The organism is Acinetobacter sp. YK3, assembly GCF_001729365.1.
Lineage (GTDB): Bacteria > Pseudomonadota > Gammaproteobacteria > Pseudomonadales > Moraxellaceae > Acinetobacter > Acinetobacter vivianii.
In genome coordinates this window covers 1-10814 of sequence record NZ_LZPJ01000133.1, presented here as the reverse complement: position 1 = coordinate 10814, position 10814 = coordinate 1, and the positions used below count along the sequence as shown (strand labels likewise).

12 protein-coding genes are annotated in these 10814 nt (G+C 42.9%); 4 read left to right on the top strand and 8 right to left on the bottom strand.

Features of this window, described 5'->3' with window-relative positions; all coding sequences use genetic code 11:
* Together A9Z07_RS15995 and ampD are read right to left on the bottom strand one after the other, a co-directional pair.
* A partial coding sequence (locus tag A9Z07_RS15995; protein WP_319822842.1) for a lipid II flippase MurJ occupies positions 1-249 on the bottom strand: 249 nt, incomplete at its 3' end.
* A gap of 62 nt (positions 250-311) precedes the next feature.
* Positions 312-905 (bottom strand): 1,6-anhydro-N-acetylmuramyl-L-alanine amidase AmpD, encoded by a 594-nt coding sequence (gene ampD / locus A9Z07_RS15990; RefSeq protein ID WP_005255825.1) that lies wholly within the window; start codon positions 903-905, stop codon positions 312-314.
* 145 nt (positions 906-1050) lie between these two features.
* Here ampD and nadC point away from each other — a divergent pair, with 145 nt between their 5' ends.
* The gene (gene nadC / locus A9Z07_RS15985) at positions 1051-1896 is read left to right on the top strand and encodes a carboxylating nicotinate-nucleotide diphosphorylase (RefSeq protein ID WP_069579826.1); all 846 of its coding nucleotides are present in this window, start codon (positions 1051-1053) and stop codon (positions 1894-1896) included.
* Here nadC and A9Z07_RS15980 read toward each other — a convergent pair.
* The 5 genes from A9Z07_RS15980 to A9Z07_RS15960 form a co-directional block, all read right to left on the bottom strand.
* The gene (locus A9Z07_RS15980; RefSeq protein WP_004773394.1) at positions 1893-2081 is read right to left on the bottom strand and encodes a hypothetical protein; all 189 of its coding nucleotides are present in this window, start codon (positions 2079-2081) and stop codon (positions 1893-1895) included. The genes nadC and A9Z07_RS15980 overlap by 4 nt on opposite strands.
* Positions 2082-2318: 237 nt before the next feature.
* On the bottom strand, positions 2319-4499 hold the full coding sequence (locus A9Z07_RS15975; RefSeq protein WP_069579825.1) for a phosphocholine-specific phospholipase C: 2181 nt from the start codon (positions 4497-4499) through the stop codon (positions 2319-2321).
* A gap of 318 nt (positions 4500-4817) precedes the next feature.
* A complete protein-coding gene (rph, locus tag A9Z07_RS15970; RefSeq protein ID WP_004773398.1) occupies positions 4818-5534 on the bottom strand; it encodes a ribonuclease PH in 717 nt (238 codons plus the stop codon).
* A 97-nt stretch (positions 5535-5631) separates the two neighbouring features.
* Complete coding sequence (locus tag A9Z07_RS15965) at positions 5632-6774, bottom strand: fatty acid desaturase family protein (RefSeq protein WP_171258995.1); 1143 nt, start codon at positions 6772-6774, stop codon at positions 5632-5634.
* Positions 6775-6807: 33 nt separating this feature from the next.
* Complete coding sequence (locus A9Z07_RS15960) at positions 6808-7833, bottom strand: flavin reductase family protein (protein WP_069579823.1); 1026 nt, start codon at positions 7831-7833, stop codon at positions 6808-6810.
* A gap of 312 nt (positions 7834-8145) precedes the next feature.
* Between A9Z07_RS15960 and A9Z07_RS15955 the strand changes: the two genes are divergently transcribed.
* Both A9Z07_RS15955 and A9Z07_RS15950 read left to right on the top strand, forming a co-directional pair.
* Positions 8146-8796 (top strand): TetR family transcriptional regulator, encoded by a 651-nt coding sequence (locus A9Z07_RS15955; protein WP_004773404.1) that lies wholly within the window; start codon positions 8146-8148, stop codon positions 8794-8796.
* A 107-nt stretch (positions 8797-8903) separates the two neighbouring features.
* On the top strand, positions 8904-9539 hold the full coding sequence (locus A9Z07_RS15950; RefSeq protein WP_005255839.1) for a TetR/AcrR family transcriptional regulator: 636 nt from the start codon (positions 8904-8906) through the stop codon (positions 9537-9539).
* 50 nt (positions 9540-9589) lie between these two features.
* Here A9Z07_RS15950 and A9Z07_RS15945 read toward each other — a convergent pair whose 3' ends face one another.
* Positions 9590-10210 (bottom strand): thiol:disulfide interchange protein DsbA/DsbL, encoded by a 621-nt coding sequence (locus A9Z07_RS15945; RefSeq protein WP_004773408.1) that lies wholly within the window; start codon positions 10208-10210, stop codon positions 9590-9592.
* Positions 10211-10388: 178 nt separating this feature from the next.
* On the opposite strand from A9Z07_RS15945, the gene ubiG reads away from it, so the two are divergent.
* Positions 10389-10814: bifunctional 2-polyprenyl-6-hydroxyphenol methylase/3-demethylubiquinol 3-O-methyltransferase UbiG (gene ubiG, locus A9Z07_RS15940; RefSeq protein ID WP_069579822.1), on the top strand; the 426-nt coding region annotated here is incomplete at its 3' end.

The following is a 10814-nucleotide window of genomic DNA, read 5'->3' as shown; positions in this document are numbered from 1 at the left end:
GACTTCGGCATGGGCACTGCTGGTTTTATATTCGGTTAAAACAGGAATAAAGGCCTGAGAAAAAGCCCCTTCAGCAAATAAGCGCCTAAAATAGTTGGGAATACGAAAGGCAACAACAAAGGTATCGAAGTCCTTACCCGCACCAAATACATTGAGTAGTACCACATCGCGTACCAACCCCAATACCCGAGATAACATTGTCATTGCACTGACAATTACAGTCGATCGCCACAATGCCATCGCATTCACCTACGGCTTATCTTTTAAAAAGCGTTATTGTAATGAAAGTCCCAACAGATTTCGTTGTGAAATTATAAATCTATCGATGTTTTTTCGGCTAACTTCTGTTGAGCGAGCAAATTTCGAAATAATTGCCAATCAAAATGTTCACCTGGATCGGTTTTACGTTTTGGCGCAATGTCAGAATGGCCTGCGATATGATTTTGAATTTTTGGATAGGTCTGTTGTAAAGTTTTCACAACCTCAACCAGTGCTTGATACTGTGCTGGCTCAAAAGGCAAATCATCACTGCCCTCCAACTCGATCCCGATCGAATAATCATTACATTCTTTCTGTGCAAGATAACTTGAACGTCCTGCATGCCACGAACGATCATTAAAATTCACAAACTGAATCACTTCGCCTGTCCGCAAAATCAACAGGTGTGCCGAGACCTGCATCCCTTCAATGGTCTGGAAATAAGGATGTAGCGACCAATCTAATTGATTCTGAAAAAATTGCTGAATATAGCCCCCACCAAACTGGGAAGGCGGCAAACTGATATTGTGAATAACGATCAGTTGAATATCAGTTCCAGCAGGACGTGTATTGAAATTAGGCGACGCAATCTGGGCTGCCCCCACCAATACACCCTCTTGTACTTGAGCAAATCTAGCGTGTTGCATTGTGACTCGAATCAGCAATTTAATCTGTATAGATGCCATTCTGCCATGCTTTATCCAGAATAATCGAGATGAAATGCTTATTTTTTATGAGTAGGGTGCTAATATAACGCACACGTTTTTTGGTCAAAAATATACTGGAACTGGTATGAGTATTCCTCAATCTTTGCTTGAACAATCTATTCAAATCAATATCCAACAAGCATTACAAGAAGATATTGGGGACGGCGATATTACCGCCATGCTTACACCAGTCGATGAGCAAGCCACAGCAACCATTATTAGTCGTGAAGAGATGGTACTGGCAGGTCAACCGTGGGTGAATGCCTTGATTCAAGCCTATGACAACAGCGTACAAGTAACGTGGTTAAAGCAAGAAGGCGATGTGGTTGGTGCAAATGAAGCATTTTTAAAACTTGCTGGTTCAGCGCGCAGCTTACTCACAGTAGAACGTCCAGCTTTAAACTTTATCCAGACCTTGTCTGCGGTTGCGACTAAAACTGCTAACTATGTCAAACAGCTTGATGGTTTACATACCAAACTGCTCGATACCCGTAAAACCTTACCAGGTCTACGTATCGCGCAAAAATATGCCGTAGCAATCGGTGGTGGTCAAAATCACCGCTTAGGTTTGTTTGACGCTTTCCTGATCAAAGAAAATCATATTATGGCTGCTGGCGGCATTGCCCAAGCCATCACCAAAGCACACCAAATCGCGCCAGGAAAACCTGTCGAAGTTGAGGTTGAAACTTGGGATGAGTTAAATCAGGCACTTGAAGCTGGTGCTGATATCGTAATGCTGGATAACTTTAGTCAGCAACAAATGATTGATGCGGTTAAACATGTTGCAGGTCGCTGCAAGCTAGAAGCATCTGGCAATATTACCATCGAAAATTTACGTGAAGTGGCGACCACAGGGGTCGACTATATTTCAATGGGTGTATTGACCAAAGATGTAAGAGCGGTTGATTTATCCATGCGTTTTAACGCTTAAGCCTGATCTGTCTCTTTGTCTTGAGACTCATGCTTTTGTGAAGCTAAAAGTTCTGTTTTCTTAGAAACTTCAGTTGTTTCAACTTGCCACGCTGATTTGGCTTCGGTCGAATCAGTTGGTCGTGGATCTGCCGCCATTAAAACAAAAGTTACTGCGGTTAATAACACGAGAAAAACTTGTAACATCCTTACCCCGAAATATCTTACTTTCAATTTTTGCTCACTGTATCAAACGAACATGAGCCAAATCTGAGTGCTATGTAACAGCATGAAAACACTCAGTGAGATTCTGTTGAAAGTGCTAAATTTATGTCTGTTTTTATTTGCAGCTGTATCTATTGGTTTTTTAAAAGTTAATTATTTCAAATAAAAAAGCAGCCTAAGTACCCACCTAGACTGCTTTTTCTCATCTAATCCTACAATTTATAGCTCAATAAAGCCCATATATGGATCAGAGATGGAGTCTTCATTGGTTTCAATACGTCCAGCAAAACGACGGCTATAACTCGGATCATTTTCAATGGTGACAGTGAAATCATACCAGCCACCAAACTCGCTCATGTCCCAGCCAAGTTCTTTTTCAGTTGCCGCTGTTTCAATCTGCCAGAGCTTGTTCGGTAAATAAGCATTGGCCTTGATTACCAGTTTTGCAACCTGTGCTGCATCATTACGTACTTTTAAGAACAGCTTTGGATCACACTCTTCCATACAGACCCGAATCTCTGGCAATGCCTGAATTTGTGTTGCTTGAGCCAAATTGCCCGTAAAACTACGGTGGAAACCATTCGGCCCCAATACCCATAGATCATAGCGATTATCGAGAGTCTGCCAGATGTCATCCAGTTGCTTGCCTGCCTCAACCATATAACGGCGCGGCACAGCATCCAGATTCAATTTATCGTAGACATGGAACACGGCTGCATGCGTACCGGTATTCGAGAACATCAGTTTGACAGTTTTCGCTGCAACGTCCACTTTAGCACTAGTGTGCAGAATATAAGGTAAGGCACGAGATGGACGAATACCCATGTCCTGCACAGGATAGGTCTGACTTTCTGGACGGCTCACCTGCCCCAAACGCTCCTGTGCTTTACGGATGGCATCTGCTTCAGCTTTGCTCTTCTTCCCCGCCAAATCTGGCATTGGCAGTAAATTCGGGGTCTTAAAGTTAAAGGCTGACATTAAATCACCACATACCGCACGTCGATATGGGCTGATATTTGGTTCCTGTACACCAAAACATTGTTCTAGGAAGCGAATCACTGAAGAATGATCAAACACTTGTGAATTGACCCAGCCACCGCGACTCCACGGCGAAATGATATACATTGGCACACGAATCCCTGGCCCATAGACCCCAACCCCATTACTCACTTTCGGATCGGTAAAATTCGGTTGTCCATTGGATGCTTTGGCATGCGTCGCATACTCATAAGACATCTGTTCCTTGCTTAATGTCGATTTACCATAGACTTCACCTGAAATATCCATCGAAGGCGCACTTGGTGAAGGTACATGGTCAAAGAAACCATCATTTTCATCAAAGTTAATCAGGAAAACTGTCTGGCTCCACAATTCTGGGCGCTCAGTCAGCGCATTCAACACTTCCTGAATATACCATGCACCTTGCACAGGGCTTGAAGGCCCAGGATGTTCGCTATAAGTTGCAGGCGCCACCAGCCAGCTCACCTGTGGTAGCTGCCCTTTGGCAATATCTTCTTTAAATGAACCGAGAAAACCACCATCTGGCATGGTATTGGCAATGCCTTTATACAAAGGTTGTCTGGCATCAATGGCTGGATCATAAGCTGGGCAAATCGTACTGTTATTGACTGGCTTGCCTGATAATTCGTTGGCACGGCGGTACTTTTTAAATCCTGCCAATGGGTTATCGGTAAAGTTGTCTGGCATGTTTTGATAAACTTTCCAGCTCACGCCCGCTTCCTGTAAGCGCTCAGGATAAGTGGTCCAGTCATAACCTGTGAGAGATGTTCCAATCGAGTCCAGATCATTAACCACACTGGCAACATTCGCCCCTGTTGGGCCATTGGTTCCCGTCCAGATAAACATACGGTTGGAGTTGGTGCCAGTATGCATCGCACAATGATAGGCATCGCACAACGTAAAAGCATTGGCTAAGGCAAACTGGAATTCAACTTCCTGTTGTTTGTAATAACCCATAGATTGCGGTTGCTTGTATTGCACCCAATTGCCCATGCGACCATGATCCCACGCGTATTGCCCGTCAGTCCATGAATGTGGTGTGCCACTGACACGCTGTGCATTGCCGCGGCTGCTGTCCAGATGATAGGGATAGACTTTATTCTTATTGGCGTCGTATTGTTCCCAGACTTTACGGCCTTGGCTCAGTGGAATCGTGAAACGGTCACCAAAACCACGTACACCTTTCAGGGTACCAAAGTAATTATCAAAAGAACGGTTTTCCTGAGTCAAAATCACCACGTGCTTAACGTCTTTGATGGTGCCTGTTTCTACCTTGGCATCAATCGCAAGTGCTTTTTGAATACTCATTGGAAAACTGGTCAATGCAGCCGTACCAAACAACGCTTTGGTTGAATTTAATACAAAGTCACGACGATTCATCTTATTAACTTCCTTATTGTTATTCGTTAGGGCGCGCAGTGAATTTTGCAGCTTGTGGTGGGCGGCTGTGGATTTGGCGTGGAATTATTGTTATCGCCTTGATCACTATCATTACAGGCACTGAGTAAAAAGCAGCTACTACTCAGTAACGCTAAAAAGAAATTTCGCATTTTACTATCCGTTAAAATATCAGTGCAGATAGTCAATACAATATAAATGACATTTAGATGATGATTTGATCGCAGTTTGATGACAGAAAAACAAGATAAAAAAAAGGCGGTCTAAACACACCAGACCGCCCGCACTATCAACTGGAACTTACCAACCGAGTGCCTGCTGTTGCTTTTGAATCAATTCCGCGATTCCTTTTTCTGCAAGCTCTAACATGGCATTGCACTGTTGACGGGTAAACGGTTTGTCTTCTGCCGTTCCCTGAATTTCAATAAATTCACCCGCTTGTGTCATCACCACATTCAAATCTGTTTGGCAATTTGAATCTTCTTCGTAGCATAGATCGAGGAGTACTTCGTCTTTATACATACCCACCGAAATTGCTGCCACTAAACTCTTTAATGGATCCTGTTTAATCTTTTTGTTGCTGAGCAATACATTCATTGCGTCAACCAAAGCCACTGCTGCACCCGTAATCGCCGCAGTACGGGTACCGCCATCTGCCTGAATCACATCACAGTCGATTGTAATGGTGTTCTCGCCCAACTTCTTCAAATCCACCATTGCACGTAAGCTACGGCCAATCAGACGCTGGATCTCTTGAGTACGACCCGTTTGCTTACCACGAGCCGCTTCACGATCGCTACGCGTATGCGTTGAGCGTGGCAACATGCCATATTCAGCTGTTACCCAACCTTGACCCTGACCTTTCAGGAAGCGTGGTACCGAGTTATCAATACTCGCAGTACACAACACTTTAGTATGACCAAACTCAACCAAAACTGAGCCTTCTGCGTAACGGGTATAGTTACGGGTAATTTTTACCTCACGTAATTGGTCTAATGCTCTTTGGTCAATACGCATAACGATTCCTTAAAACTATGGCTCAAATATCATTGCGCCATAGTATAGCTCAATTACACGTGCTTTCAGTTTTACTTATTCGTTACAATTCACCCAATTAAGCAAATCTAAACTTCGCTTTCAGATTGCTCCAGCCTTGTGCCAGTTGTGCGGATAAATCATTCGGCAATGAACATTTAGCCAAACGCACCCACACCGTCCAGAACTGCTTCATGAAGTTGGCTTCGTTATAGTTCACTCCATATTCGGCACATAATGCTCTAATTTGTGGTGCAACCTGTTCATAACGATTGGCAGGCATATCAGGGAATAAATGATGCTCAATCTGATGGCTCAAATTACCACTCATAAAATGCATCCATTTCCCACCTGTGAAGTTGCTTGAACCACGAATCTGACGAAGGTACCACTGTGCCTTGGTTTCGTTCTCGGTATTGTCTGCTTCAAAGGTTTCAGCATCTTCAGTAAAGTGACCATTAAAAATCACTGCTGACGACCATAAGTTACGCATGATGTTTGCGACTGCATTACCCGCCAATACGGGAATAAAGTTTACTGTGGCAATCGCCGGGAAGAACACATAGTCTTTTAACACTTGGCGTTTGGCTTTTTTACGGAACTCAGCCGCATCTGCCCAAACCTGCTTCCATGTTTTGGTTTTATAAACCAACGCATCTTCCAGATGCAGGTTTTGTACACCCACATACCACTGGAAAAAGAACATGAGCTGAAGTGCCAATGGGATATTGGCCAAATGACGTACTTCCCATTTCTGGTCTTCTGTGACACGTAAAATGCCATAACCCACATCATGGTCTTTACCGACAATATTGGTATAAGTATGGTGCATATAGTTATGGGTATAGCGCCAGTCATTGCCTGAACAGGTATTGTCCCAATCGTAATCTTCACCACGTAAACTTGGATCATTCAACCAGTCAAACTGACCATGCATCACGTTATGGCCCAGTTCCATATTCTCGACGATTTTAGACACACCCAGCATGGCTGTCCCCAGCAACCATACGGGTGGAATCCAGCCACCGAACATCAACATGCCACGGGATGCGATTTCGGTATAACGCACGAAATTACGTACTTTATAAATATATTTCGAGTCCTGCTCACCCAGATTTTGCATCACTTCCAGTCGAATTTGCTCGACACGGCGACCAAACTCTTCGACTTGTTCAGGGGTTAAATGTGCTGACTTTGATACAGTTTTAAATTCTAATGCCATATTCATTGTGTTGATCCTCAAATATCTTTGTTTTTATAGGTCAATCGTGACTGGGCTTAGCGCCTGGCTCACACATAACTTGATTGGACGGTTGGGTTGATCATCAATCTCGCCAGTGAGGACATTTTGGGTCACACCGCTGACTTTGGTACAGCTACAGCGGTTACACACGCCCATGCGACAACCATGTTGTGGACGTAAACCCGCTTGCTCTGCACTGCTCAGGAGATTGGTCGTTGCAATAAAATTTTGTTGCGCACGACGAAACGTAATCGGTTGAGCTTCATTGGAATGCTCGACTTGTACGGGTTGGAAAAATTCTTGATGAAAGTTCTCCACGACCCCATGCTGCGTATAAATCTGTTGCGCCTGTTTCATCATGCTGTGGTGACCACAGGCATAGGCTTGAATATCTTTAAAATTAGGGACGAGTTTCTCTAACAAAGCTGCATCCAAATGCTGTTTTTGCTGCGCCGTATTAAAGAAATGATAATTCAGTTGTGGGTATTGCTCAGCCAAAGCCAAGATGTCCTGATGCAATACTTCAGCACGGTTAAAATACACCACGTGCACTTGTTCAAGCTGCTGTTGTAATGCTTGTTTTAATAAAGAATAAATTGCAGTAATACCAGAACCTGAAGCAATCAGTAATGCAGGTTGCTGACCTTGATGTAAGACGAAATCCCCTTGCGGCTGAGAAATCTCGAAGCTGTCTCCAACACGCAATTGTTGTGCTGCTTTAGACACTAAACCTTGAACTTTAATGCCTAGACGGATTTCACCTTGTGACGTGACCTCAATAATGGAATAGCTACGTTGTTGATATACCCCGTTAATCATGAGGGTAATTAAAACGCTTTGGCCTGCTTTAACTTGGCGAATATCAAAATTATGATTTGGCTTTAAGCTGAGTGAAACCATATCTTCGCTCAGCGGCTGCACAGCAGTGACTTGCGCAAGAATGCGTTTCCAGGCGAAGGTTGGCTTGATCTTTTGCAAGATAAAATCAACGAAATCTTCTCGAATCCAATGTGGCTGATAACTTAACTCTGCGTTCATACGTTCCTCGTTTTGTATCTGGCTATTTATTTTGAGTGAACAAATGTTCATGTAGTGAACATGTGTACACTATATTTATTTGTGTTCACTGAGTCAACACTTGTTCACTAATTTTTTGAATATTTTTTATACTTGTTATAAGCCACTCAAAATACGGAGAAAATAAAACGCTTCTCTCAGATGCTGCTTATCATTTGCACATCTGTTGCGCCTGTAAAGATCAAAAACATCTGTATTTAGCAATGTACGAAGACTAAAAAGTTTCTGTTTTTTTTGCTAGACTCTTTGGTATGGTTTTAATGGATCTTATTCATGTCGATTAGAGATGAACGAAAACAACAGAGTCGACAGGCTTTACTGGATGCAGCCCTCCACCTGAGTACCGCAGGACGTTCATTTAGTAGCATTAGCTTGCGTGAAGTTGCACGTGAAGTTGGTTTGGTACCAACGGCATTTTATCGTCATTTTCAAGACATGGATGCGCTCGGACAAGAGCTGGTCGATCAGGTCTCTTTGCATTTAAAAAGCCTGATTCATCAATTGGGGCAAAGCTACCTGTTACACAGTGGTTCGGCCAAAACCCGCACCAGCATTGAGTTATTCGTACAGGCGGTTAATCACAGCCCGCAGCAATGGCAATTTATGATTGCGGAACGCTGGGGTGGATCTGAAACCGTCCGCATTGCGATTGCACGGGAAATTGAGTTTCTGATCGAAGATCTAGCCATTGATCTGTGCAAGCTCGAAACCTTCAAACACATCAAGGAAGCCAAGCATTTACAGGTCCTTTCTACGATTTTGATTAATATGTCATTTACGTGGGCCATGACTTGGATCAATTTGCCAAAACAGTTCACGATTGATCATTTACTCGAACAACAAAACCTGTTTATTGATAATGCAGCGACCCAAGTGCGCTTATTATTCAGCGGGATTTCCAACTGGGAACCAGAAAACGCTTGACCATATCCAAACCAAAGTTTGATATATAAAAGCATTGCTTCGCGTTATGATGCATTGGACACTAATGCAAATGCAGTGTGGAACACTATGAGGAGCTTATAAGCATCATGAATCCAGATCGTCATACTCAGTTCTTAATTCGTAAAGAAAAAATCTTGCAGGTTGCAGAAAAGCTGTTATTAGAAAACAACCAAGAAATGACCTTAGATGAACTGGTTGCTGAACTGGATATTGCCAAAGGCACTTTATATAAACATTTCCGTAGCAAAAATGAATTATTGCTGGAACTGATTATCCAGAATGAAAAAGAAATCTTAAAAATTTCAGATAGATACAATACAGATGTCAAAGAGTATGCGCCACGTTACATGCTCTATCATCTCACCTCACCAAGCCGTACCATTCTGCTGCATCAGTTAGAAGAACATCTGACCATGACTGAATCAAAGTTAAAGCATCTTTTTGATGAGCTTTACTCGATCCGTCAACAACGTATCGTGTCGTTAAAAGACATGACTGAAAAATATTTAAAATCACAGAATTATGATATGTCGATTCGTGATTATCTTTCTTATATCTGGTCCCTGACCTACGGCGCAGCATTATTGTTGAATTCAAGCTATTACCAGCGCTCGATTGGTTCACGTGAAAAGTTAATTAACCTGTATGTCAATCAGGCCTTATCACTTCCGACACAGAAAGTTCAGATTGATTTAAAAGACTTTCAACTGGATCAAGACTAAATAAAAAAAAGGACTGTCACGGCAGTCCTTTTTATTTGAAATTGCATCAATTATTTCGCTTTACGCTCTTTTTCTAACAAGTAATTCACCACTTGAGTGACTTTACCATCTTCACCCTGAACCACATATTTACCATTCACAACCACAGCAGGAACACCCGTCAACTGGTATTGCTGCGCCAGTTTATTTGACTCTGCAATTTTTGCAGTGATTGGGAAAGAGTTAAACATGCTGTTAAATTTTTGCTCAGGTACGCCGTAACGCGCAAAGAATTTTGCTTGAGAAGCCTGATCAAAGATTTGCTGACCACCTTCATGAATCGCATGGAAAAGTGGAATATGGGTCTTTTTACGCACACCTAATGCTTCAGAAACGTAATAACCACGGGCACCTTGTTCCCATACTTTATTCATTGCTGCTGGTGTACGAAGGAAATAAACGTCTTTTGGAATCTGCTTCAACCATGCTTGCATATGTGGTTCAAGCTTAAAGCAGTGCGGGCAACCGTACCAGAAGAACTCACGCACTTCGAGCTGGCCTGCTGGTGCAACCGTTTTGCCTGGATTTGCAATAACGGTATAGTCTTTACCAGCCACAAAATCTGCTGCCATCGCATTCATTGAAAATGCCAATGCAGCTACACTCAAACCACTTAATACTAACTTTTTCATTGACTTTGCTTTTCCTCTAAGCATTTTTCGTAAGTTTATATGCTTAATATAAAACAAACACGAGCAATTCGTTTTGCTTCTGTGAAGTTTTTTATTGGATTTATCGCTTTTTTTGCCAGAATCGCTACACTACCAACAGATTAAACCTAAATAATCATCCTTATATAGAGGTGACACTATGTCGCAATTGAATGTTGACCCGCAAGAAATCGCAAAATTTGAAGCATTGGCTGCCAAATGGTGGGATCAACATTCTGAATTCCGCCCGTTGCATCAAATCAACCCTTTACGCTTAAACTGGGTAGATGAACGTGTTGGCGGTCTGGCTGGCAAGAAAGTACTCGATGTTGGCTGTGGTGGCGGAATTCTGGCAGAAAGTATGGCGCGTCGTGGGGCGGATGTACTCGGCATTGATATGGGCGAAGCGCCACTGGCTGTTGCACGTTTGCATGCACAGCAGGACAATGTTGAAAATATTGAATACCGTCAGATTCCAGTTGAGCAACTGGCACAAGAACAGGCAGGTCAATATGATGTCGTGACCTGTATGGAAATGATGGAACATGTACCTGATCCTGCTTCAATCGTCAAAGCCTGTCAGGCT

Bases quoted from the DNA above. Each gene is read 5' to 3' on its own strand.
- ampD (WP_005255825.1), bottom strand. From the start codon at position 905: ATGCAACACGCTAGATTTGCTCAAGTACAAGAGGGTGTATTGGTGGGG.
- nadC (WP_069579826.1), top strand. From the start codon at position 1,051: ATGAGTATTCCTCAATCTTTGCTTGAACAATCTATTCAAATCAATATC.
- A9Z07_RS15980 (WP_004773394.1), bottom strand. From the start codon at position 2,081: ATGTTACAAGTTTTTCTCGTGTTATTAACCGCAGTAACTTTTGTTTTA.
- A9Z07_RS15975 (WP_069579825.1), bottom strand. From the start codon at position 4,499: ATGAATCGTCGTGACTTTGTATTAAATTCAACCAAAGCGTTGTTTGGT.
- rph (WP_004773398.1), bottom strand. From the start codon at position 5,534: ATGCGTATTGACCAAAGAGCATTAGACCAATTACGTGAGGTAAAAATT.
- A9Z07_RS15965 (WP_171258995.1), bottom strand. From the start codon at position 6,774: ATGGCATTAGAATTTAAAACTGTATCAAAGTCAGCACATTTAACCCCT.
- A9Z07_RS15960 (WP_069579823.1), bottom strand. From the start codon at position 7,833: ATGAACGCAGAGTTAAGTTATCAGCCACATTGGATTCGAGAAGATTTC.
- A9Z07_RS15955 (WP_004773404.1), top strand. From the start codon at position 8,146: ATGTCGATTAGAGATGAACGAAAACAACAGAGTCGACAGGCTTTACTG.
- A9Z07_RS15950 (WP_005255839.1), top strand. From the start codon at position 8,904: ATGAATCCAGATCGTCATACTCAGTTCTTAATTCGTAAAGAAAAAATC.
- A9Z07_RS15945 (WP_004773408.1), bottom strand. From the start codon at position 10,210: ATGAAAAAGTTAGTATTAAGTGGTTTGAGTGTAGCTGCATTGGCATTT.